This is a genomic window from Leifsonia sp. 22587 (assembly GCF_052044215.1).
In the GTDB taxonomy this organism is placed as follows: domain Bacteria; phylum Actinomycetota; class Actinomycetes; order Actinomycetales; family Microbacteriaceae; genus Leifsonia; species Leifsonia shinshuensis_C.
The window spans coordinates 465,748-488,524 of sequence record NZ_JBQENB010000002.1 but is presented as its reverse complement, the minus strand read 5'-3'; the positions used below and the strand labels follow the sequence as shown (position 1 = coordinate 488,524).

Genomic DNA, 22,777 nt, shown 5'->3' with positions numbered 1-22,777 from the left:
CTCCTGTCGGTCCGTGATCAGTGCTGGAGCAGGACGGGGAGGCCCTCGCCCGTGATGCGGAAGCCGGCGACGCCGTCGCCCGCGAGGAGAAGGGCGACTCCTGTGAGTACTGCGAGCAGGATCCCCAGGAAGATGAGGAACCCGCTCCGGCGGCGGGCCAGTCCGGCGATGAGCACCACCACGCCGACCACGAGGGTCGCGGCTGCGAATCCGGCAGCCGTCGTGAACCGCGCGACACCGGCCAGCTGCGGCCAGACGATCGCGACGAGCGAGCCCGCGACCAGGGCGAGCCCCACCGCGAGCCAGCCGACGGCCGCCCCGACCCGTGGGTTCGCGGCGCGGTAGGCCTCACGGCGTGCGGCCGCGTCGGCGGACGCCACGGCCACCTGGGCGCGGAGCTCGGCGGAGCGCTGCGCCTTCACGGCCCGCATGTCGGCGGCGAGGCGCTGCTTCCACGCGGCGTGCTCCGCGCGCCACTGCGCCTGGCGCTGCTGCCAGTCGGCGAGGTCGGTGGGAGTGGCGCCCGGGATGGGGGCGGGCGGAGGCGTGGGCTCCGCGGCGACGTCCAGCTGGATCGTGTCCGACTCCGCGGCGTCGGGCGACGGCTGCGAAGAGGCCGCCTCAGCCGGTGCCGCGGTGTCTGCCGCAGGGCCGGTCGGCGTCGTCGTACCCGCCGCGCCGGCGGCCCACGCACCCTGCGAGGCCCCGCCTGCCGATCGCGACTCCGACGCCCGCACCGCCACGACGATCAGCGCGACGACCGCGCCGATCACGACGAGCGTCCACACCAGCCTGCCGACGAGGTCTCCCCAGGCGGAGACGTCCCAGAAGGCGCCGTGCGCCCACCAGAAGCCGCTCGTCCAGGGCAGCAGGGAGAGCAGCAGCATCACGCCGATCGCGACGATGGGCGGCTCGAAGTCGCCCTCGAACAGGCTCTGCAGGTGGATGCGGCCGTCGCGGTCCGGGAGGAGCGCCCAGGCGGCCGCGTAGAGCAGCAGCACCGGGGCGCCGAGGATGCCGGCGACCACGACGATGCCGCGCACGATCAGCGGGTCGATGCCCAGCCGGTAGGCGATCCCGGCGCAGACGCCGCCGAGCCAGCCGTCGGACCGGACCACGCCGAGGCCGCGCATCCAGTCGAAGAACCGGGTGCCGCGGCCGGAGAAGCCGGTCCGCGGTCCTCCGTACGGGTTGCCGGGGGTCCCCACCGGCCGGGTCGATTCGTTCTGTGACATGCTCCACATCCTGCCGTCGCGTCCGGACGCCGGGTATCGGGTGAACCCCTGAGCGCACCCTGATCCTCGCCCCGGGCGGGTGCGGGGTCCCCGGGGGTCTGATTGGATGCTGGCTATGTCCTCTTCTGCTCCCGCCGGACCGCGCACGCGCGCCGGGCGCCCGCCGCTGGCGCGTCCGCGCACCTGCGTGGTGGGCGGGGTGAGCGTCGCCCTGGCCGATCATCTCGGCTGGCCGCTCGCCGCCGTGCGGTGGGCGTTCGTCGGTCTGACCTTCCTGGGCGGCGGTGGGATCCTGCTCTACCTGTGGCTGTGGGCGCTGACGCCCCTGCGCCCCGCCGGAGCCGCGGATCCGGCGGACGGCGTGCGGCGCCGGGTCAACGTGCCGTGGGTGCTCGCCGGGGCGGGCGCCGTCGCCGGCATCTCGGCGATCGTGCTCGCCGCGGGCGGCGCGCTCGGCGCGGGCTTCGGCGCGCTGGTGGCCTGCGCCCTGCTCCTGGTCTTCGCCGTCGCGTGGGAGCAGCTGGCGGACGAGGAGCCCGCCGCCTTCGCGCCGCTGACCCCGACGGTGTTCCGCATCTCGTGCGGTGCGTTCCTGGTCGTCGTCGCGCTGGCGCTCGCCGTGACGCAGGACGCGGGCGGCCCCGGCGTGCTCTGGCTCGGCATCCTGATCACCGTGCTCGCCGGTGCGGCCGTGCTGGTGGCGCCGTGGGGGCTGCGGCTGTGGCGCGAGCTGATCTCCGAGCGCACGGCCCGCATCAAGGAGGAGCAGCGTGCCGAGATGGCCGCGCACCTCCACGACTCCGTCCTGCAGACGCTGGCGCTGATCCAGAACCGGGCCGGCGCGTCGAGCGAGGTGGGCCGGATCGCGCGGGCGCAGGAGCGGGAGCTGCGCGAGTGGCTCTACGCCGATGCTGCCGCGGCACCCTCCGGCGCCGAGCGCGACCTCGCCGGCGAGCTGCGGGAGGTCGCCGCGGCCCTCGAGGTGGACCACGCGGTGCACTTCGACGTCGTCTCGGTCGGGGAGCCGGTGCGCACTGCGCCGTCCGAGCTGGGGGCGGCCGCGCGCGAGGCGATGCTCAACGCGGCCCGGCACGCGGGCGGCGAGGTGTCCGTCTACATCGAGCACGCGGGGGAGCGGGTCGACGTGTTCGTGCGCGACCGCGGACCGGGGTTCGACGTGGATGCGCTTCCCGAAGGCCGCCTCGGCGTCAGAGAATCGATCATCGGCCGGATGCGCCGTGCGGGCGGGCGGGCGACGGTCGCGCCGCGGGACTCCGGCACCGAGATCCAGCTGAGCATCGACCTCCCGAGCGAGGCGACCGGGACGACGTGAGAGGCGACATGAGCGAGACAGACGGCACCGCACGACCGGTCACGGTCGTGGTGGTCGACGACCACTCCATCTTCCGTTCCGGACTCCGCGCCGACCTGGACGAGCGCCTGCGCGTGGTGGGGGAGGCGGCCGATGTGGATGCGGCGGTCGCCGCCATCGTCGGGTCGCGGCCGGATGTGGTGCTGCTCGACGTCCACCTGCCCGGTGGTGCGGGCGGCGGCGGCGCCGAGGTGATCCGTCGGGTCGTGGAGCAGGGGGGCGCCAGCCGCTTCCTGGCGCTCAGCGTCTCCGACGCCGCGGAGGACGTGGTCGGCGTCATCCGCGCCGGCGCACGTGGGTACCTCACCAAGGGCAGCTCCGGGCGTCAGGTGAGCGACGCCGTCCTCGCCGTCGCCGGTGGCGACGCGGTCTTCTCGCCGCGCCTGGCCGGGTTCGTCCTCGACGCGTTCGGAGCGGCGTCGGGGGAGCAGGCGGAGACGACGGACGAGCTGGACCGCCTGTCTGCCCGCGAGCGCGAGGTGATGCGGCTGATCGCGCGCGGCTACGCCTACAAGGAGGTGGCTGCCGAGTTGTTCATCTCCATCAAGACGGTCGAGACGCACGTGTCGGCCGTGCTCCGCAAGCTCCAGCTGTCGTCGCGCCACGAGCTCACCGCCTGGGCGCTGGAGCGCAAGCTGCTCTGATCGCGCCGCCCCGGCCTGGCCGCTTTTGCGGGTACCCCCGGCGTCCCGTACACTTGACGCGGTGGTTGAATCTGCCAAGCTTTTCTGCGCCCTTTTCCCGGTGCGGCGACGGCAGCACTGCCGGGTCGTCCGGGGTATCAGCAGCACGTTCGGATGTTCGATCGGCTAGCCTGGATGAGGTGGCGACGTGAGGTCTGGCGATTCGCTTTCCTAGGGCGGTAGCTCAATTGGCAGAGCAGCGGTCTCCAAAACCGCAGGTTGCAGGTTCGATTCCTGTCCGCCCTGCAAGTCGGCACCTGTGCCGATCCACGAAAGGTGTAACGAGGTGGCCCGAAAGGTAATCGACGAGCCGAGCGAGGAGATCGTCGCCAACGCGAAGAAGGATCGCGCTGAGCGGCGCAACCCCTTCGCGCGGATCGCCCTGTTCATCCGCCAGGTCATCGGCGAGCTCAAGAAGGTCGTCACTCCGACCCGCAAGGAGCTCTTCAGCTACACCGGCGTGGTGCTCGTTTTCGTGATCATCATGATGGCTCTCGTGTCCCTCCTTGACTGGGTGTTCGGCATGGGTGTCGTCTGGGTCTTCGGAAACCCGAAGTAGACGACGTCGATCTGGCCGCACGGCCTCCCCGACAAGAAATGGAATGAATTCAGTGTCTGAGACGAATCGCGACGACGTGGACTGGGCCCCCGCTGCCGAGCAGTCCTCCGAAGACGACGAGGCGCAGACCGGCAACGTCCTCGCCAGCGAGGACGAGGCGTCCGACGCGGCCGAGCACGAGGCGCTGCACGTCGTCGCCGACGACGGCACCGAGGTCGACCTCGACGCCGTGCTCGACGCGATGGCGGAAGCGGTCGACCCCGAGGCCGACCGCATCGTGGACGAGGCCCTCGAGGTCGACAGCGCGGACGAGGCCGAGGCGGCCGCCGACGCCGTCGAGGACGAGGAGGAGGATGCTGTCGCCGACCCCTACGAGGCGTTCCGCACGGAGCTGCGCTCCAAGATCGGCAAGTGGTACGTCATCCACTCGTACGCGGGCTTCGAGCGCCGCGTGAAGTCCAACATCGAGAACCGCATGGTCTCGATGAACATGGAGGACTACATCTACGAGGTCCAGGTCCCGATGGAGGACGTGGTCGAGATCAAGAACGGCCAGCGCAAGATGGTCAACCGGGTCCGCATCCCCGGTTACGTGCTCGTCCGCATGGACCTCAACGAGGACAGCTGGTCCGTCGTCCGCCACACGCCGGGTGTCACCGGCTTCGTCGGCAACGCGCACAACCCCACGCCGCTGCGCTTCGAGGAGGCCTTCTCGATGCTGAAGAGCCTCGTGCAGGTCGAGGCCGCTCCGGCCAAGGGCGCCGCCAAGGGTCAGAAGTCCGCTGCGCGCGTCATCCCCGCCGAGGTCGACTTCGAGATCGGCGAGACCATCACCATCAAGGAGGGCTCGTTCGCGGGCCTGCCGGGCTCGATCAGCGAGATCAAGCCGGAGAGCGGCAAGCTCACCGTGCTCGTGTCCCTGTTCGAGCGCGAGACGCCGGTCGAGCTCAGCTTCGACCAGGTCACGAAGCTCTAGGGAACATTCAGAGCCTCCCCACTGTTTTTCAGAACACCGGGTCTCGGAAGGGCCGAGACACCGGGAGAGCGATACGGCTGCGGCCTGACCCGCTCGAACACACAAAAGAAGGAAGAGACATGGCACCGAAGAAGAAGGTCACCGGTCTGATCAAGCTTCAGATCAACGCCGGCGCCGCCAACCCCGCCCCGCCGATCGGCCCGGCTCTGGGTCAGCACGGCGTGAACATCATGGAGTTCTGCAAGGCGTACAACGCGGCCACCGAGTCGCAGCGCGGCAACGTCATCCCGGTCGAGATCACCGTGTACGAGGACCGCTCGTTCACGTTCGTCCTGAAGACCCCGCCGGCCGCCGAGCTGATCAAGAAGGCTGCGGGCGTCCCCAAGGGCTCCGGCGTGCCGCACACCACCAAGGTCGGCAAGCTGACCCAGGAGCAGGTGCGCCAGATCGCCGAGCAGAAGATGGTCGACCTCAACGCCAACGACATCGACGCGGCGTCGAAGATCATCGCAGGCACCGCCCGTTCGATGGGCATCACGGTCGAGGCGTAAGCCCCGCACCCCCACAGACATCTCGTGGAAGAGCCGGCCAGGCTCGCACCACATTCTCGTTAGGAGAAATCACATGGCACAGAAGTCCAAGGCCTACCGGGCCGCGGCCGAGAAGATCGAGGCCGGAAAGTTCTACACCCCCGCCGAGGCCGTCGCCCTGGCGAAGGAGACCGGTTCCGCCAAGTTCAACTCGACCGTCGAGGTCGCGCTGAAGCTCGGCGTGGACCCGCGCAAGGCGGACCAGATGGTCCGCGGTACCGTCATTCTTCCTCACGGTACGGGTAAGACCGCCCGCGTCATCGTGTTCGCCACCGGCCCCGCGGCCGAGGCGGCCATCGCGGCCGGTGCGGACGAGGTCGGCGGCGCCGACCTGATCGAGAAGGTCGCCGGCGGTTACACCGACTTCGACGCGGCCGTCTCGACGCCGGAACTCATGGGCCAGGTCGGCCGACTCGGCAAGGTGCTGGGCCCGCGCGGCCTCATGCCGAACCCGAAGACCGGCACGGTCACCCCGGATGTGGCGAAGGCCGTCTCCGACATCAAGGGCGGAAAGATCGAGTTCCGCGTCGACAAGCACGCGAACGTGCACTTCGTCGTCGGCAAGGCTGGCTTCACCGCCGAGCAGCTGAACGACAACATCACCACCGCCCTCGAGGAGGTCGTGCGTCTCAAGCCGTCCGCCGCGAAGGGCCGTTACATCCAGAAGGGCGCCGTGTCGACCACGTTCGGCCCGGGCATCCCGCTGGACGTCAACGCCATCTGAGTTCGTTCCACGAACCTCCCGACGGGGTCGGGGCCGCTTATCGGCCCCGGCCCCGTCGCCGTTTTCCGGCCGGGTCAGGGATATTTGCGCAGTGAGAATCCTTCATCCACCTCAATCGTTTCGACAGACTCTTCTACCCCCTCTTGTGGCGGTAGAACGAGCGGGTTTAGGGTCGCTCCTGTCGCGCGTCGCGCGGCGGCTCATCGACGAGCCCGTCCGAATCGAAGGATGACATACATGACACGTCGCACCACTCGATCCCTCCACAAGAGGGCGCTCGGGATCGTCGCCACCACGTCCGCCGTGGTGGCTTTGTCATTGGCGGGGGCATCCGCGGCCGGCGCCGCCGACCGGGTGACCTACGCCGGCTCCGTCCCCGCGTGGGCCACTGCGGCGAATGACGCCGGGGCGGCTCCCGCCGACACCACGGTGCAGGGCGAGATCTACCTCCCGCTGCGCGACCAGAAGGGCGCGGAGGCGCTCGCCAAGGCGGTCTCCAACCCGCTCGACCGCGGCTACCGCAAGGCGCTGTCGCCGCAGCAGTGGATCAACCGGTTCTCGCCGACGAAGGCGGACTTCGACTCGGTGGTCAACTTCATCAAGGCCGCGGGGCTCACCATCCAGGGCGTCCCGGACAGCCGTCAGTACGTCGTCTTCCGGGGGACGCCCGACCAGCTCGGGTCCGTCTTCGGCACGTCGCTGCACTCGTTCAAGCACGGCGACCGTCAGCTGATCGCTCCGGCCTCCGCCCCGTCGGTGCCGGCGTCGATCGCGGCGAAGGTCTCGGCGATCAGCGTCGAGCAGTCGCGCACGACCACGCGCCCCGACTCCATCAAGCAGGGCGATCTCGGCGCGACCGGTGACCCGCAGGTCTCGCGCAAGCTGGCCGCCGCGGCGCCGGTCATCGACGCCCCGTGCTCGAACTACATCGGCGAGCACACGGTGACCGTCCCGCCCGCGTACAACGGGCAGACGCAGTACAGCACCAACAACTGCGGCTACACGCCGAAGCAGCTGCGCAGCGCCTACGGGCTGAACGACCTCGCCGCGAAGGGCATCAACGGCACCGGGCAGACTGTCGCGATCATCGACGCCTACGCGAGCCCCAGCATCCTGAAGGACGTCAACACGTACTCGCAGCAGAACGGCGAGCCGGGCCTCACGAACTCCAGCTACCAGCAGCTCGTCCCCAAGCCGAGCGAGTTCACCGACCAGGACCTCTGCCAGCAGCCGAGCGGATGGCAGGGCGAGCAGACGCTCGACGTCGAGTCCGTCCACGGCATCGCACCGGGTGCGCGCATCCTCTACGTCGGCGGCACCGACTGCTCGGGCGGCCTGGACATCGCGATGTCGAAGATCCTCGACAACAAGCTCGCGAACATCGTCAGCAACAGCTACGGCAACCTCGGCGAGGCTGTCCCGTCGGATGTGATCCAGGGCGAGGTCAACCTGCAGCTGCAGGCGGCCGGCGAAGGGATCGGCCTGTACTTCTCGAGCGGTGACAACGGCGACGAGGTCGCGAACCTCGGCTACGCGTCTCCGGACTTCCCGGCGTCCTCCCCGTGGGTGACCTCGGTCGGCGGCACCAGCACCGGGATCGACAAGAACGGCAAGATCGCGTGGGAGACCGGCTGGGGCGACCAGTTCGACCAGATCGTCAAGAACGCGGACGGCACCCTGAGCTACGCCCAGCCCCTGCCGGGCACCCGGTTCGTGGGCGGCGCCGGCGGTGGGGTGAGCGCGGTCTTCGCGCAGCCCGACTACCAGCGCGGCATCGTCCCCGCCGCTCTCGCCCAGGGCAAGCGCGTCTCGCCCGACGTCGCGGCGCTGGCCGACCCGTACACCGGCTTCTCGATCGGGATCCGGCCCATCGTGGACGACACGACGCTCGCGACCGGCGACTACATCAGCGAGACCTACGGCGGAACGTCGCTGGCCTCGCCGATCGTCGCCGCCCAGATCGCGATCGTGCAGCAGGCGACGCGCACGACGATCGGGTTCGCCAACCCGACGCTGTACGGCGTGAAGCGCATCCTGCCGAACGCGTTCCGCGACGTGCTGCCGCAGAACCCGCCGCAGGCGCTGGTCTACACCAGCAAGATCAGCGGCAACACCTACCTGGTGACGCTGGACCAGGACACCTCGCTGAAGACCGCGAAGGGCTACGACGACGTCACCGGACTCGGCGGCGTCTCCTTCGACCTGCTCAGCTGGGTCGCCCAGGGCCGGCACTAACCGCATCCCGCCCGGAACGGCCGTCTCCCGCTCGGGAGGCGGCCGTTCCGCTGTCTAGGCTGGAGGGGTGACCATCACCATCCGCCCGGCCTCCGCCGGTGACGAGGCAGCCCTGGCCGCTGTCGCCGCCGTGACCTTCCCGCTCGCCTGTCCGCCGCACACCACCGAGGAGGCGAAGGCGGCGTTCATCGCCGCCGTGCTCTCCGAGGAGCGCTTCGCCGAGTACCTGGCTGACCCGGCGAGGCGGCTGCTGCTCGCCGAGGACGAGAGCGGCGCGATCGGCTACACGATGGTGAACCTCGGTGAGCCGAGCGATGAGGATGTGCGGGGCAGCATCCGCCTGCGGCCCAGCGCCGAGCTCAGCAAGTGCTACGTGATGCCGGGCCACCACGGTCAGGGCGTCGCCGGCCGGCTGATGACGGAGAGCCTCCGCGTCGCCGCCGAGGCGGGCGCCGCCGGCATCTGGCTGGGCGTCAACGAGGAGAACGACCGCGCGCACCGGTTCTACGGCAAGCACGGCTTCGAGCGGGTGGGGTCGAAGCGCTTCCTGGTCGGGGACCGGTACGAGGACGACTGGGTGATGGAGCGGCCGCTCGAGCCGGTCGCCGGCTAACCCTCGGCGATCTTCACGACCACCTTGCCGCGGGTGTGGCCCGCCTCGATCGCCTCGTGCGCCTCGGCGATCCGCTCGAGCGGGAAGATCTGGTCGACGTGCACCCGGACATTGCCCGCCTCGAGCAGTCGCGCGATGACGGCCAGGGTGTTGCCGTCCGGAGCGACCTTGTAGTGGGTGCCGCGCAGCCCTGCGCCGGCAACGTCCTCCGTGAACGTGGGCCAGCTGCCGGTGGGGACGTTGATGATGAGCCCGCCGGGCCGCACGACCGAGAGCGATCGCGTGCCGGTGTCGTCGTGGACGTTGCCGACGAGGTCGATCACGACGTCGGCGTCGTGCACCACCTCCTCGAAGCGGGTGGTCGTGTAGTCCACGACCTCCGCGGCGCCGAGCGAGCGCAGCCAGGACGCCTTGCTGCCCGACGCGGTCGCGATCACGTGGGCGCCGAAGTACGAGGCGAACTGCACCGCGAAGTGCCCGACACCGCCGCTGCCGGCGTGGATGAGCATCCGCTGACCCTCGTGGGCCTTCGCCACCTCGACGACCATGCCCCACGCGGTGAGCGCCGCGAGCGGGGCCGCCGCTGCCTCGATGTGCGAGAGCGTGGCGGGTTTGCGCACCACGCTGAGCGACGGCACGGACAGGTACTCGGCGTAGCTGCCGCCGTAGCGCGGCACCATCACCATCCCGAACACCTCGTCGCCCGGACGGATGGGATGCGCGCTGTACGGCGACTCCACGACGACGCCGCTGAAGTCGTGACCGAGCACGGCGGGGAAGCTGTGGATGGCGTCGTACACTCCGCGGCCGGCGCGCGTCTTCGCGTCGATCGGGTTGACGCTCGAGGCGACGACCTTGACGAGGAACTCGGAGTTCACCTTGTCCGGGTAGGCGGTGTCGCCGATGCGCAGGGTGTCGGGCCCACCGGCCTCGTCGAGCAGCGCCGCCCGCATCGTCTTCGGCATTCGTCATCCCCTCATCCGTGTGCCGCCGCGCCGGGCGGTGTCCGTCCAGTCAATCCCGGCCATGCGTCACCGGTGTTACGGACGGGTCACCGCATGTGAACAATCTGTTTCGGATACCCCCAGTACGTTCCCAGCGGTGCGCCGGGTAGGATTCATCGACCCCGGACCGAGGAGGCCCCGTGCGACGACTGCTGCGGATCGCCCGCGAGCCGTTCGCCGTCCCGGCGTTCGCGCGGGGCTGGCAGCGCGCCGTCCCGATCCTGCTCGCCATCGGCACCTTCTGCGTCCTGGGCGGGCTGACCATCATCTGGGCCGCGCGCCTGACGGTGCCGTACCCGGTGTACGTCAGCGAGCTCGGCGCCCGGGGCGCGGCCACGGCCGGCCCGTTCGCCGTCGCGCTCCTGCTCATCGCGGCGGGCGGTTTCACGATCGCGCTGGCGAGCGGCCATGTGCGGTCGACGGCCCCGCTGCTGGGGCGCTGGTCGCCGGCGCTCAGCCTCGGCTTCGCCGCGCTGTGCTTCGTGCTCGCCTCGCAGATCACCTGCTCGGCGTACTGCCCGGTGCCGCTCGCCGACCCGCGGTCGACGCCGCAGGACCTCATCCACACCGTCTCGGCGGTGCTCGGATTCGCGGCGGCGTGCTTCGCGATGCTGCAGGTCGGCTTCAGCCGCAGCCTCCCGCGGGTCTCCCGCCTCTCACGGATCAGCTGCGCCGCGGTCGCGGTGATCACCATCGTCGGCGGGCTGCTGGCGATCGTGCGGGTCGGCGCGGACGTCGGCGCCTGGCTGGAGCTGATCGGCACGACCGTGGCGGTCGCGTGGATCGCCGTCTACGCGGTGGCGCTGACGCGCATCCCGGTCGGTGCCGTCGCCGTCCCGACGGAGGTCGCTGCGGGGACCGGGGCGGACCCGGTGGTGGGAGCGGCAGGCGGCCGCGCCGAGGTCGCCTGACGCAGCACCTCGATGAGGTCGGCGGCCAGCGCGACCAGCTTGGCGATCTCCGCGTCGTCGCGGTCCACCCAGCGGCACTCCGGCTCGTCGCGGAGCGGCACGAAGCCGTCGTGCTGCTCCCAGACGAAGAGGGTGCGCTCGGCGCCGAGCACGTACTGCTGCCACCAGATCTGGCGGAGGTAGGGGCGCGGGATGCTGCGGAAGGGCTTGTTGGTCGTCTTGATCTCGGCCAGCTCGATGCGCCCGCCCGTGCGGAGGATCAGCCCGTCCGGTGTGGCCAGGTGCCGGCGGTCGCGCTCGGCGTGGAAGAGCAGCTCGGACGGCTCGATGCCGTGCGTCGCGGCCACCCACGCGGCGATCTCGGGCTCGCGGGAGCGGCCGTGCTGCGTGAAGACGTTGCCGCTGAATCCGGTGCCGTGGAGCTTGTCGTAGGCCGCGGCGCGGATGGAGCGAGGGCTCGACAGCTTGGCGACGTCGGTGGCGGTGATGCCGCGGCTGCGCGCCCGCAGCCAGCCGACGCGGTCGCTCGACCGCGCCACCACGCGCGCCAGATGCCCGGTCTGACCGGGAACGGCCGGAACCACGGGGACAGGCGCCGGACGCGCCGGGCTCAGATCCGCCAGGACGGCCGGCCGGTACAGGTCGGCGGTGCGGTACGGAGCGGAGTCGAGCACCTCTCCATTGTGCCGCGTCCCGCCGACCCTCGCCGTCACTCCACGCGCGTCGCGCCGAGTTGCCTCCGGGCCTCGTCGATGGTCGCCAGCGTGTCGACGGCCTCCGCGAGCGGGTGCAGCGGCGACTCGGTCCGTCCCTCCGCCACGAAGCGCGCGAGGGCGGCGGCCTCGTAGGCCATCCCGTCCCGGTGCGGGCGGCCGTACGGGTCGCGCCAGTGCGCGGCGAGCGTGCCGTCGGCCCGGAACACGCGGAGGCCGCTCGGCCCCCAGAACGGGCTGTCGGTCTCGACCCGGCCGTCGCTGCCGCAGATCGTGGCGAGGGACGGCGTGCCGGCGAGGAGGCTCGTGCTCAGCAGCGCCTGGGCGCCGTCGGCTGACGACAGCAGCAGCGCGGCCTGCGCATCCACCCCGGTCTCCGCCAGGGCGCCGGTCGCGATGATGCCGGCCGGGGCGCCCAGTGCGAACGACGCCCACGAGACCGTGTAGACACCGAGGTCGAGGAGGGCGCCGCCCGCGAGAGCCGGATCCCACAGCCGGCTCGTGGGGTCGAACGCCGCCCGGCCGCCGAAGTCGGCCGTCACGACGCGCAGCTCGCCGAGGGCGTCGCGCTCCAGCAACTGCCGGACGATGTCCGTCTGCGGGAGGTAGCGGGTCCACATCGCCTCCATGGCGAAGACGCCGGCCTCGCGCGCCGCGGCGACGATGCGGCGCGCCTGCTCCGCCGTGACGGCCATCGGCTTCTCGATGAGCACGTGCTTCCCTGCGGCGATGGCCAGGAGGGAGTGCTCCAGGTGCTCGCTGTGCGGGGTCGCGACGTAGACCACGTCGACGTCCGGGTCAGCGACCAGGGCCTCGTACGAGCCGTAGGAGCGCTCGGCGCCGTGTGCCGCCGCGAACGCCGCCGCACGTTCGGCCGAGCGGGACCCGGCCGCGACGACCCGCTGCCGGGTGTGCCGGTGGAGCGCGTCGGTGAAGTCGGCGGCGATGCCGCCGGGGCCGAGCACGCCCCAGCGCAGCGGCGGTGCGTCCGCGGGGTCGGGGTGGCGCGGCTCGGGGAGCGTCGCGAGGGCGTCGGTCATGGGGCTCGTCTCCTCGGTGTGGCGATGGTCGGGATGGCGGGGTCGGGCGGACGGGCTCAGACCGGCTGCGGGTTCGACACCTCGGGCGCCCGGCGGGCACCCGGGACCGGAGCCGCCCACCGGACGCCGTTGGCGAGCACCCGGCGGACCTGCGGGTGGAAGTACACCGGATACTCCTGGTCGCCCGGGCTGAAGTAGAAGATCTTGCCGCGCCCGCGCGTGAACGTGACGCCGGAACGGAAGACCTCGCCCCCGGTGAACGAGCTGATGAAGACCAGGTCGTCGGGCGTGGGGATGTCGAAGAACTCGCCGTACATCTCCTGCGCCTCGATGACGATCGGCTGGTCCACACCCTCGGCGATGGGGTGGGTCGGGTTGACCGACCACACGAGCTCGCGCTCGCCGCCCTCCGGGTTGCGCCAGCGCAGCGAGCACGTCGTGCCGAGCATCCGGATGAAGATCTTCGAGAAGTGGCCGGAGTGCAGCACGATCAGGCCCATCCCGCCGAGCACGTGCTGCCGGACGCGCTCCACGACCTCGTCCGAGACGCGGTCGTGGGCGATGTGCCCCCACCACAGCAGCACATCGGTCTCGGCGAGGGACTGCTCGTCGAGCCCGTGCTCGGGGTCGTCGAGCGTGGCCGTCCGCACGACGACATCGTCGCCGAGGAGGTCGCGCAGGCCCTCGGCGATGGCGCCCTGGATGCCGTGCGGGTAGATCGCGGCGATCTCGGGCTGGGTCGCCTCGTGGACGCCCTCATTCCAGACGGTGACGCGCAGGGTCATGGTCATGCTCCTTTCGTGGTGGCGCCCGCTGCGGCACGATCCGGCTGCGCCGGGGCGGTCGCGGCGTGGGACGGGGCGAGCCGGACTTCCGCGCCGATCCGCGCGGACTCGTAGGCGGCGTCGATGACGCGCGCCCGCTCGAGGGCGAGGGCGCCGTCCCAGTTCGCCCAGCCGGACGGGTCGGCGACGTGCTCGAGGAACGTCTCGACGACGGCCAGGTGGCCGCGGCCGGGGTCGGCGGTGACGCTGATGTCCTCGATCTGCTCGCCGTCGCCGGTGAAGATGGTGAGCTCGCCGGAGGGCGCGTAGTCGACGACGCGCAGGTCCGCGCCGCCCTCCGTGCCGTACAGCGTGATGCCGAACTCGTCGCCGGCCGGACGGTACGCCGCCCAGCTGGTCTCGAGCACGATCGAGCCGCCGCCCTCGAGGCGGAGCAGCAGGCTCGCGAGGTCTTCGACCTCGTAGGCCGAGCCGACGTGCTGCTTCGACGCGGTCGCACCGCCCCGGCCGCGCACCCCGAGCTCGGAGTGGGTGACCGCGGAGACCGCGACGACCCGCGGCTCGCCGAACAGGTGCAGCGCGTAGTCGAGCACGTGCACGCCGATGTCGATCAGCGGACCGCCGCCGGCCATCTCGCGGTTGGTGAACCAGCTGCCGAGCGCAGGGATGCCCGCCCGGCGCAGCCAGACGGCGCGAGCGTGGTACGGCCGGCCGATCTGGCCGGCGTCGATCGCGGCCTTGAGCGCCTGGATGTCGCCACGGCGCCGGTGGTTGAACGCGACCTCGAGCACGCGGCCCGCGCGGTGCGCCGCATCCACCATCGTCTCCGCCTCGGCCGCGGTGCGGGCGATCGGCTTCTCGCTGAGGACGTGGATGCCCGCATCCAGCGCCCCCACGGCGATCGGGGCGTGCAGGAAGGTCGGCACGGCGACACTGACGACGTCGAGGTCGCCGTCGGCGACGAGGTCCTTCCAGTCGCGGTAGAGCCGCTCGAGGCCGTACTGCTCGCCGAGCTCGGCGCGGGGGCCGTCCTCCATCCCGGCGATGGCGACGAGCTCGACGCCGGGGAGGGCGTCGTAGGCGGCCATGTGCTGCTGGCCGGCCCAGCCGAGGCCGACGACGCCGGCGCGGAGGGGGCGGCCGGAGGTTTCGCTGCGGGTGCTCACGGCACTCCTTTCAGATGGTGTGTGCTGTTCGGTGGTCATTGTGCTGCGTCTTCGTCTTCGAATCGATTCGAGTGTGTTCAGGATGCGGTGCTGCGGCGTTCCGCCCGTCCGCTCCCGCGTGTCAGCGGAAGAGGGTGCGCGGGATGCCCGCCTCGGGATCGAGCGCCCGCTGGACGACCATGATGGCGGCGCCGATGACGCCGCCGGTCTCGCCGGAGCGCGATTGCGTGATGGTGAGATGCTGCGTCGCGAGCGGTGTCGACCGCTGGTAGACGACCTCGCGCATCCCGGCGAGCAGCTGCTCGCCGACGCGGGAGAGGCTCCCGCCGACCACGATGGTCGACGGGTTGAGGAGGTTCACGCAGGTCGCGACCACGGCTCCGAGGTCGCGGCCCGCCTGACGGATCGCGTTGTGCACGGCGGGGTTGCCGCTGCGTGCCAGCTCGACGACGTCGTCGCTGGTCGCGGCGGGGAAGCCGGCCGCCGCGAGCGACCGGGCGATGGCCGGTCCGCTCACCAGGGACTCCAGGTCGGCGTCCTGCTCGCCGTGGCTGGGTGTGTCGGTGCCGAAGGGGACGCGGACGTGGCCCAGGTCGCCGGCGGAGCCGAGGGCCCCGCGCTGCAGGCGGCCGCCGCTGATGATGCCGGCGCCGACGCCCGTCGCCACCTTCACGAACAGGAGGTCGGTCCCGTCCGGGTACATGAGCGCCTGCTCGCCCAGCGCCAGCAGGTTGACGTCGTTGTCGACGAGCACGGGCACGTCGAACACCCGGCGGATGTAGGCGGGGATGTCGAACCGGTCCCATCCGGGCATGATCGGCGGGTTGACCGGCAGCCCGGTCGAGTGCTCGACCGGGCCGGGGACGCCCACGCCAACGCCGATGAGCTCCTCGGGCTGGCGGCCGGAGGCGATGTACAGCTCGCTCGCCGTCTCGAGCGCCCAGTCGAGGATGACCTCCGGCCCCTCGGCGATGCGGAGGCGGCGCGACTCGCTGGCCACGATCGTGCCGGCGAGGTTCGCCAGGGCGACGACGCCGTGGGTGGCGCCCAGATCGATCGCGACGATGACGCGGGAGTCGGGGTTGAAGCGGATGCGCGCCGGAGGGCGGCCGCCCGACGACACGTCGTCGCCGGCGGGCGCGACGAGGCCCGCTCCGGTCAAGGTGTCGATCCGCGACGCGATGGTCGACCGCGCCATCCCGGTCAGCTCGGCGAGCTGCGCGCGGGTGCGCGGGATGCCGTCGCGCAGGATCGCCAGCAGCTCCGCGGCGTCTGCGGCGACGAGCACCGAGTCTCGCGCGCTGTCGGTCATGAGGGTATTGAACCACAGTGACGGCGCGGTGCTCAAAGTCATGCACGCATACGTCGACTTTTGTTTGACATCCGGCAGAAGTGCCGATTGAATGGTTCCCGCGCCCCTTCGGCGCCTCCACCCCGGAAGCTTCCATCCCAAGAAGCCTTCACCCAAGAACTCGACGAGGAGAACAGTGTCGACGTCAAAAGTCTCCGTGCAGCTGTACACGGTCCGCGAACTCCTGACCGAAGACACGGTCGGAACCCTGAAGCGCCTCGCCGACATCGGGTTCACCCAGGTGGAGCCGTTCGCCTTCCTCGACTTCGGTGACGCGCTTCGCGACGGCCTGGCCGAGGCTGGTCTCTCCGCGCCGACCACGCACCAGGGCTTCATCGGGGGCGACCTCGACCGGGTGTTCGAGTCGGCGAAGGCCCTCGGCATCCAGACGGTCATCGACCCGTTCGTCGCTCCCGACAAGTGGCAGAGCGCCGACGACGTCGCGAAGACGGCGGAGCAGCTCAACGCCGCCGCCGAGGTCGCCGCCAGGTACGGCATCCGCGTGGGGTACCACAACCACGATCACGAGATCTCCAGCACCATCGACGGCGTCACGGCGCTCGAGTTCTTCGCCGGCCGGCTCGCGCCCGAGGTCGTCCTCGAGGTCGACACGTACTGGGTCGCCGTCGGCGGCGCGGACCCGGTGTCCTTCCTGCCGAAGCTGGGCGACCGCGTGGTCGCGCTGCACATCAAGGACGGCCCCGGCACGCGCGAGACGAAGGACCAGGTCGCCGTCGGCCAGGGCTCGCTGCCGATCGAGCAGATCATCGCCGCGGCCCCTGAGGCGCTCCGCGTGATCGAGCTCGACGACTCGCGCGGCGACCGCTTCCAGGCCGTCGCCGACAGCTTCGCCTTCCTCACCTCGAAGGGCCTCGCGTGAGCGCCGGGCGCGTCGGAGTCGGCGTCATCGGCGCCGGTGTCATCAGCAACGAGTACCTCGGCAACCTCACTTCGTTCCCCGACCTCGACGTGCGGTTCGTCGCCGACATCGACCTCGAGCGCGCACAGGCGCAGGCCGAGAAGTACGGCGTCCCCGGGTCCGGGACGGTCGAGGAGCTGCTCGCCGACGACGCCATCGAGATCGTCGTCAACCTGACCATTCCGAAGGTGCATGTCGACGTCGCCCTGCAGGCGCTCGCCGCGGGCAAGAACGTCTGGAGCGAGAAGCCGTTCGCCCTCGACCGCGCGAGCGGACTTGAACTGCTTGAGGCGGGCCACGCCAAGGGCCTCCGGGTCGCGACCGCGCCCGACACGTTCCTCGGTTCCGGCATCCAGTCCGCCCGGCGCCTGATCGAGCACGGCGACATCGGAGCGCCGCTCACCGCGCTCACGCTCATGCAGAGCCCGGGGCCGGAGTCGTGGCACCCGAACCCCGACTTCCTGTTCCAGGAGGGCGCGGGGCCGCTGTTCGACATCGGTCCCTACTACCTGACCGCGCTGGTGCAGCTCTTCGGACCGGTCGCACGGGTCAGCGCCGTCGCGTCGAAGGCGCGGGAGAGCCGGATCATCGGATCGGGTCCGCGCGCCGGCGAGGAGTTCGCCGTCACCGTCCCGACGCACGTCAGCGCCCTGTACGAGTTCGAGAGCGGGCAGACGGCGCAGGCCGTGTTCAGCTTCGATTCGAAGCTCGGCCGCACCCAGTTCGAGGTCGCGGGGATCGACGGCACGGTCGTCGTTCCCGACCCGAACACCTTCGAGGGCGAGCTGCTGGTGCACGACGCCGACGGCGTGAACACGGTCCCGTCGACCGGAACCACCGCCACGCGTGGCATCGGTGTGGTGGAGCTCGCCCGGGCCATCCGGGCCGGCGTGCCCGAGCGGGCATCCGGCGAGCAGGCGTACCACGTGCTCGACATCATGGTGTCGACCATCGAGGCGGGGGAGTCGCGGACGCCGGTCGAGGTGGAGAGCACCGTCGAGGTCGCGCCCGCCCTGCCGGAGGACTGGGACCCGCGCGCGGCGACCCTGGCGTGAGGCTGACGGTATGAGCGAGGGTACGGACGGGAACGAGCCGAGCGCCGTGGCGACGGCGGCGACGAACGGGGGGCTGACCCGCCGGGACGGCACCGCGTCGGGCGCGAACCTCCGCGTCGCGATCGTGGGCGGCGGCTTCATGGCGGAGGTGCACTCCCGCGCCGCCCGCGCCGCACGCGCCGACGTGGCGGGCATCGTCTCCTCCACGCCGGAGCGCTCGGTGGCGGCGGCGGAACGGCTCGGAATCGGCCGGGCGTACTCCTCGCTCGAGGAGGTGCTGTCCGACGACACCATCGACCTCGTGCACGTCACCACGCCCAACGCCCTGCATGCGGAGCAGGCCGCCGCCGTGCTCGCCGCGGGCAAGGACGTCGTGTGCGAGAAGCCGCTGGCGACGACCGTCGCCGACGCCGAAGGCCTCGTGGCCGCGGCGGAGGGACGCACGGCCACAGTGCCCTTCGTGTACCGCTTCCATCCGATGGTGCGTGAAGCGCGCTCGCGGTTCGCCTCCGGTGAGGCCGGCCGCGTGCTCAGCATCAACGCGTCCTACCTCCAGGACTGGCTGCTCGGCGAGAGCGATGACAACTGGCGGGTGGATGCGCACCAGGGCGGTCGCTCCCGGGCGTTCGCCGACATCGGGTCGCACCTCGTCGACCTCGTCGAGTTCGTCAGCGGCGACCGGGTCAGCCGGGTGTCCGCGACGAAGCGCACGGTGTTCGCCGAGCGGGCCTCGCACAGCGGGATCACCACGGAGGACGCGGTCGCCGTCGTGGTCGAGACGCACTCCGGCGCACTCGGCACCCTGCTGGTGTCGCAGGTCGCGCCGGGCCGTAAGAACCGGCTCTGGCTCGAGATCGCCGGAAGCGCCGAAAGCGTCGCCTTCGACCAGGAGCAGCCGGAGACGCTGTGGATCGGCCGCCGGAAGGGCAGCCTGATCGTGCCGCGCGACGCCGACCAGCTCAGCGAGGACGCGGCGCGCCTGTGCGTGGTCCCGTCCGGGCACCCGCAGGGATACCAGGACGCGTTCAACGCGTTCGTGGCGGACACGTACGCCGCCGTCGCGGGCGAGAGCCCCGACGGCCTCCCGCGCTTCGCCGACGGCCTGCGGGCCGTGCGGGTCACCGACGCGGTGATCGACTCGGCCGAGTCGGGCGCCTGGGTCGACATCGCACAGTAGACACGAGAACGACAACGAGGGGAACGAACCCATGACGGACGAGACACGCGAAGCCCCCGCGACGGAGTCGGGGCGGACGCACCCGGTCACCCTGTTCACCGGGCAGTGGGCCGACCTCACGCTGGAGGAGGTCGCGAAGTACGCCTCCGAGTGGGGCTACGACGGCCTCGAGATCGCCTGTTCGGGGGAGCACCTCGACGTCTGGCGCGCCGCGGAGGACGACGCCTACCTGCAGGAGCGCCTCGATCTGCTCGATCGGTACGGGCTGAAGGTCTGGGCGATCTCCAACCACCTCAAGGGCCAGGCCGTCTGCGACGACCCGATCGACTTCCGCCACCAGGCGATCGTCGGCTCCAAGGTGTGGGGCGACGGCGACCCCGAGGGCGTCCGCCGGCGCGCGGCCGAGGAGCTCAAGCTGACCGCCAAGGTCGCCCGCAAGCTGGGCGTGGACACGGTCGTCGGCTTCACCGGCTCCAGCATCTGGCCCTACGTCGCCCAGTTCCCGCCCGTCCCGGCCGAGGTCTTCGACCGCGGCTACCAGGACTTCGCCGACCGCTGGAACCCCATCCTCGACGTGTTCGACGGCGAGGGCGTGCGGTTCGCGCACGAAGTGCACCCGTCCGAGATCGCCTACGACTACTGGACGAGCGTGCGGACGCTGGAGGCGATCGACCACCGCGAGGCGTTCGGCTTCAACTGGGACCCCAGCCACATGATGTGGCAGGACATCGACCCCGTGGGCTTCATCGTCGACTTCCAGGACCGCATCTACCACGTGGACTGCAAGGACACGCGTCTGCGGCCGAAGAACGGCCGGGCCGGGGTGCTCGGTTCGCACCTCCCGTGGGGCGACCCGCGCCGCGGCTGGGACTTCGTCTCCACCGGGCACGGCGACGTGCCGTGGGAGGACGCGTTCCGGGCGCTCGAGTCCATCGGCTACACCGGTCCGATCTCCATCGAGTGGGAGGATGCCGGGATGGACCGCCTCCACGGCGCGAAGGAGGCGGTGGGCTACATCCGCTCCCTGCTGTGGAAGCAGCCGACAGCGTCGTTCGACGCGGCCTTCAGCAACCAGGACTGACGCGGCGGCGCGCCCGGCGATCGAGCAGCCAGGCGCGCACGCCCGCGACGATCGAGGCCAGGATGACCACCCCGGCGACCACGTAGGCGAGCGGGCGCACGCTCGGGTTCACGGCGGCGAAGTATCCGATCACGGTGATCAGCACGCCCCAGCTGAGTGCTCCGACGATGTTCGCGGTGAGGAAGCGCCAGTACCGCATCGCGCTGATGCCGGCGATCGGAGGGATGAAGACGCGTCCCCACGGGATGTACCGGCTGATGACCACCGACCACCAGCCGAAGAGCTCGTAGAAGCGCTCCGCCCGGCGCACGCCCGCTTGCACCCAGCGACCGCCCCGGCGGGTCAGGTACGGACGGCCGAACCGGCGGCCGAGCCAGAAGCCGACCTGGTCGCCGAGCACCGCGGCCACCCCGACGCCGATGGCGAGCACCCAGATGGACAGCTCCGGGTTCGTCCCGGTGAGGATGCCGGCGCCGAACAGCAGCGAGTCACCGGTGATGAACGGGATGAACACCCCGACGAACAGCGCCGTGCCGGCGAAGACCAGCCCCCAGACGGCCAGGTAGAACACCAACGGCCCCACATCGCCGAAGAAGTTCGCGAGGTCGTTGGCCATGCTCCGAGGGTACCGGGCGAGCCCGGACCCGAACCGGGAGCGGGTGACGATGGCGGCGCTCAGCCGAAGGCGACCTCCGCCGCGTCCACCACCTCGGCGGTCCGGCCGGGAGCGCGGTGGTTCGACCAGTACAGATTCGTGTGGGCGATCACCAGTTCGGGAGGCGGCGCACCCCAGGGCGAGAGGTCCTCGGTCGTGTGCGCGTCGCCCACCAGGGTGACGTCGTAGCCGCGGACGACCGCGCCGTGGATCGTCCCGCGGATGCACTCGTCGGTCTGCGAGCCCGTCACGACGATCCGTCCGACGCCCGCATCCGCCAGCACCGCCTCCAGGGCCGTGTCCTCGAACGCGTCCGCGTACTGCTTGGGCACGAGCGGCTCGTCGTCGGCGCGACGCAGCTCCGGGACGTACTCCCAGGCCTCGCTGCCGTAGGGCACGTTCTCGTCCGAGTGCTGGATCCACACCACCGGCACGGACTCCTCGCGCGCCCGAGCCACCAGGCCGCGGATCCTCTCCACGACCTCGTCCCGCCGGTACGCCTCGCCGATCACCCCGTTCTGCACGTCGATCACCAGCAGCGCCGTCGCGTTCCGCCCGTCGAGAGTCGTCATCGTGCCCCCTTCTGTGGGCAGGATGCTACTCCGCGCGGCATCCCGGGCACAGGCTAGGCTCGCCCCGTGACCAGCGCAGGCGAGACCATCACAGGCGAGGACTGGTACGGGCGCGACCTCGACGGCGTCGAGTTCACCGGGATGGTGTTCGACAACGTGGACATGACCGAGCTCCGGAGCACCGGCGCCACGTTCACCGAGTGCGTGTTCCGCACGGTTCGCTTCAATGTCAGCGAGCACGACGAGTCGGCGTTCGTGAACTGCCGGTTCGAGTCGTGCAACTTCTTCGACAGCACGTTCCGCCGGTGCAAGCTGACCGGGAGCACCTTCCACCACTGCGAGTTCCCGCTGTTGAAGGTGGAGGGCGGCAACTGGTCGTTCGTCAGCCTGCGCCGCGCGGAACTGCGCGGGGCGACCTTCGAGGGAGTCCGGCTGCGCGAGGCCGACCTCTCGGAGGCCCGCTGCCAGGAGGCGCGGTTCGAGGGATGCGACCTCAGCGCCGCGCTGATCACCGGCGCCGACCTGACCGCCGCCAGCATCGCGGGAAGCGATGTGACCGGCGTCGACCCGTCGGACGTCGTGCTGCGCGGGACCGTCATCGACGAACGCCAGGCCGTCGTGCTCGCCGAGGCGCTCGGGATGGTGGTCGTCCCCCTCGGCTGAGCCGGTGGCTCAGGCCACCTCGTCGACCCGCCCGTGCTTGATGTGCAGCCGGCGCTGAGCCCGCTTGGCCACGGCAGAGTCGTGCGTGACGATCACCACGGTCAGGCCGCGATCGCGCCACAGCCCCTCCAGCAGGTCCATGATCTCGTCGCGGGTCTCCTCGTCCAGGTTGCCGGTGGGCTCGTCGGCGAGGAGCACCTCCGGGTTCTTGACCAGGGCGCGCGCGATGGCGACGCGCTGCTGCTGGCCGCCGGACAGCTCCGACGGCAGGTGGTTGCCGCGGTCCGCGAGCCCGACCGAGGCCAGCGCCTCCGCCGCGCGGCGTTTGCGCTCGGCGCCGCTCACCTTCAGCGGCGCGAGCGCCGTCTCCACGTTCTCCTGCGCGGTCAGGGTGGGGATCAGGTTGAAGCCCTGGAAGACGAAGCCGATCTCCTTGGCCCGGATCTTCGCCAGCCTGCCGTCCCGCTGCTTCGAGAGGCTGTCGGCGCCGAGCTGCACGGAGCCGGCGGTGGGCCGGTCGAGCGCTCCCAGCATCTGCAGCAGCGTCGACTTGCCGCCGCCGGTCGGGCCCTGGATGGCGACGAGCTGGCCGTCCGGGATCTCCAGGCTCACGTCGTCGAGGGCGACGACCTGACGCTTGGACTGGCTGTACTTCTTCGTGACGTCGGTGAGGGTGTACATCGTGACTCCTTGGGGGT

The 22,777-nt window shown here is 71.2% G+C and carries 23 protein-coding genes, 1 tRNA gene and 1 pseudogene; 15 read left to right on the top strand and 10 right to left on the bottom strand.

Going from position 1 to position 22,777, the window contains the following annotated elements; translation table 11 throughout:
* Window positions 1-17: 17 nt before the first annotated feature.
* Window positions 18-1,235 carry a PspC domain-containing protein gene (locus ACTJI1_RS10260; protein WP_440742534.1) on the bottom strand — a complete coding sequence of 406 codons (1,218 nt, stop codon included), beginning with the start codon at window positions 1,233-1,235 and terminating at the stop codon, window positions 18-20.
* A gap of 115 nt (window positions 1,236-1,350) precedes the next feature.
* On the opposite strand from ACTJI1_RS10260, the gene ACTJI1_RS10255 reads away from it, so the two are divergent.
* The 9 genes from ACTJI1_RS10255 (at window position 1,351) to ACTJI1_RS10215 (ending at window position 8,987) form a co-directional block, all read left to right on the top strand.
* Window positions 1,351-2,568: a PspC domain-containing protein gene (locus ACTJI1_RS10255; RefSeq protein ID WP_440742533.1), complete on the top strand. Its 1,218-nt coding sequence runs from the start codon at window positions 1,351-1,353 to the stop codon at window positions 2,566-2,568.
* A gap of 8 nt (window positions 2,569-2,576) precedes the next feature.
* Entirely contained in the window at window positions 2,577-3,251 is a 675-nt protein-coding gene (locus ACTJI1_RS10250; protein WP_440742532.1) for a LuxR C-terminal-related transcriptional regulator, read from the top strand.
* A gap of 212 nt (window positions 3,252-3,463) precedes the next feature.
* Window positions 3,464-3,536: transfer RNA gene (locus tag ACTJI1_RS10245), tRNA-Trp, on the top strand.
* Between the two features lie 40 nt (window positions 3,537-3,576).
* Window positions 3,577-3,849, top strand: coding sequence for a preprotein translocase subunit SecE (secE, locus tag ACTJI1_RS10240; protein WP_121259228.1), 273 nt, complete (start codon window positions 3,577-3,579; stop codon window positions 3,847-3,849).
* 52 nt (window positions 3,850-3,901) lie between these two features.
* Window positions 3,902-4,825, top strand: coding sequence for a transcription termination/antitermination protein NusG (gene nusG, locus ACTJI1_RS10235; protein WP_440742531.1), 924 nt, complete (start codon window positions 3,902-3,904; stop codon window positions 4,823-4,825).
* Window positions 4,826-4,944: 119 nt separating this feature from the next.
* Entirely contained in the window at window positions 4,945-5,376 is a 432-nt protein-coding gene (gene rplK, locus ACTJI1_RS10230; protein WP_175335715.1) for a 50S ribosomal protein L11, read from the top strand.
* Window positions 5,377-5,449: 73 nt separating this feature from the next.
* Window positions 5,450-6,139, top strand: a complete 690-nt coding sequence (gene rplA, locus ACTJI1_RS10225) for a 50S ribosomal protein L1 (RefSeq protein WP_310134207.1) — start codon at window positions 5,450-5,452, stop codon at window positions 6,137-6,139.
* Window positions 6,140-6,376: 237 nt separating this feature from the next.
* Window positions 6,377-8,374, top strand: coding sequence for a S53 family peptidase (locus tag ACTJI1_RS10220; RefSeq protein ID WP_440742530.1), 1,998 nt, complete (start codon window positions 6,377-6,379; stop codon window positions 8,372-8,374).
* Between the two features lie 67 nt (window positions 8,375-8,441).
* Complete coding sequence (locus ACTJI1_RS10215) at window positions 8,442-8,987, top strand: N-acetyltransferase family protein (protein ID WP_440742529.1); 546 nt, start codon at window positions 8,442-8,444, stop codon at window positions 8,985-8,987.
* Here ACTJI1_RS10215 and ACTJI1_RS10210 read toward each other — a convergent pair.
* On the bottom strand, window positions 8,984-9,952 hold the full coding sequence (locus ACTJI1_RS10210; protein ID WP_440742528.1) for an NADP-dependent oxidoreductase: 969 nt from the start codon (window positions 9,950-9,952) through the stop codon (window positions 8,984-8,986). The two genes, ACTJI1_RS10215 and ACTJI1_RS10210, sit on opposite strands and share 4 nt — an antisense overlap.
* 179 nt (window positions 9,953-10,131) lie before the next feature.
* Here ACTJI1_RS10210 and ACTJI1_RS10205 point away from each other — a divergent pair.
* Window positions 10,132-10,731 (top strand): annotated as a pseudogene (locus tag ACTJI1_RS10205) (DUF998 domain-containing protein); the annotation flags it as partial.
* A gap of 50 nt (window positions 10,732-10,781) precedes the next feature.
* Here ACTJI1_RS10205 and ACTJI1_RS10200 read toward each other — a convergent pair.
* From ACTJI1_RS10200 to ACTJI1_RS10180, 5 genes are all read right to left on the bottom strand, one after another.
* On the bottom strand, window positions 10,782-11,615 hold the full coding sequence (locus tag ACTJI1_RS10200; protein WP_440742527.1) for a YqaJ viral recombinase family protein: 834 nt from the start codon (window positions 11,613-11,615) through the stop codon (window positions 10,782-10,784).
* A complete protein-coding gene (locus ACTJI1_RS10195; protein WP_310134219.1) occupies window positions 11,612-12,655 on the bottom strand; it encodes a Gfo/Idh/MocA family protein in 1,044 nt (347 codons plus the stop codon). The genes ACTJI1_RS10200 and ACTJI1_RS10195 overlap by 4 nt, the downstream gene beginning before the upstream one ends.
* A gap of 56 nt (window positions 12,656-12,711) precedes the next feature.
* On the bottom strand, window positions 12,712-13,446 hold the full coding sequence (locus ACTJI1_RS10190) for a ThuA domain-containing protein (RefSeq protein WP_440742526.1): 735 nt from the start codon (window positions 13,444-13,446) through the stop codon (window positions 12,712-12,714).
* Entirely contained in the window at window positions 13,443-14,606 is a 1,164-nt protein-coding gene (locus ACTJI1_RS10185) for a Gfo/Idh/MocA family protein (RefSeq protein ID WP_310134225.1), read from the bottom strand. The genes ACTJI1_RS10190 and ACTJI1_RS10185 overlap by 4 nt, the downstream gene beginning before the upstream one ends.
* A gap of 121 nt (window positions 14,607-14,727) precedes the next feature.
* Window positions 14,728-15,918, bottom strand: a complete 1,191-nt coding sequence (locus ACTJI1_RS10180; protein WP_440742525.1) for an ROK family protein — start codon at window positions 15,916-15,918, stop codon at window positions 14,728-14,730.
* A gap of 196 nt (window positions 15,919-16,114) precedes the next feature.
* Here ACTJI1_RS10180 and ACTJI1_RS10175 point away from each other — a divergent pair, with 196 nt between their 5' ends.
* From ACTJI1_RS10175 to ACTJI1_RS10160, 4 genes are read left to right on the top strand one after another with little or no spacing between them, the layout of a single operon-like run.
* Window positions 16,115-16,837, top strand: coding sequence for a sugar phosphate isomerase/epimerase family protein (locus ACTJI1_RS10175; protein WP_440742840.1), 723 nt, complete (start codon window positions 16,115-16,117; stop codon window positions 16,835-16,837).
* A complete protein-coding gene (locus ACTJI1_RS10170; RefSeq protein ID WP_440742524.1) occupies window positions 16,834-17,931 on the top strand; it encodes a Gfo/Idh/MocA family protein in 1,098 nt (365 codons plus the stop codon). Before ACTJI1_RS10175 ends, ACTJI1_RS10170 begins: the two co-directional genes overlap by 4 nt.
* Before the next feature lie 10 nt (window positions 17,932-17,941).
* Window positions 17,942-19,108 (top strand): Gfo/Idh/MocA family protein, encoded by a 1,167-nt coding sequence (locus ACTJI1_RS10165; protein WP_440742523.1) that lies wholly within the window; start codon window positions 17,942-17,944, stop codon window positions 19,106-19,108.
* Window positions 19,109-19,139: 31 nt separating this feature from the next.
* On the top strand, window positions 19,140-20,189 hold the full coding sequence (locus tag ACTJI1_RS10160; RefSeq protein WP_440742522.1) for a sugar phosphate isomerase/epimerase family protein: 1,050 nt from the start codon (window positions 19,140-19,142) through the stop codon (window positions 20,187-20,189).
* On the opposite strand, the gene ACTJI1_RS10155 is transcribed toward ACTJI1_RS10160, so the two are convergent.
* Window positions 20,173-20,805 (bottom strand): DedA family protein, encoded by a 633-nt coding sequence (locus ACTJI1_RS10155; RefSeq protein ID WP_310134241.1) that lies wholly within the window; start codon window positions 20,803-20,805, stop codon window positions 20,173-20,175. The two genes, ACTJI1_RS10160 and ACTJI1_RS10155, sit on opposite strands and share 17 nt — an antisense overlap.
* A 59-nt stretch (window positions 20,806-20,864) precedes the next feature.
* The gene (locus ACTJI1_RS10150) at window positions 20,865-21,416 is read right to left on the bottom strand and encodes an isochorismatase family protein (protein WP_440742521.1); all 552 of its coding nucleotides are present in this window, start codon (window positions 21,414-21,416) and stop codon (window positions 20,865-20,867) included.
* A 66-nt stretch (window positions 21,417-21,482) separates the two neighbouring features.
* Between ACTJI1_RS10150 and ACTJI1_RS10145 the strand changes: the two genes are divergently transcribed.
* On the top strand, window positions 21,483-22,079 hold the full coding sequence (locus ACTJI1_RS10145) for a pentapeptide repeat-containing protein (protein ID WP_310134247.1): 597 nt from the start codon (window positions 21,483-21,485) through the stop codon (window positions 22,077-22,079).
* Window positions 22,080-22,088: 9 nt separating this feature from the next.
* Here ACTJI1_RS10145 and ACTJI1_RS10140 read toward each other — a convergent pair whose 3' ends face one another.
* Window positions 22,089-22,760 (bottom strand): ABC transporter ATP-binding protein, encoded by a 672-nt coding sequence (locus tag ACTJI1_RS10140; RefSeq protein ID WP_310134250.1) that lies wholly within the window; start codon window positions 22,758-22,760, stop codon window positions 22,089-22,091.
* Window positions 22,761-22,777: the final 17 nt, after the last annotated feature.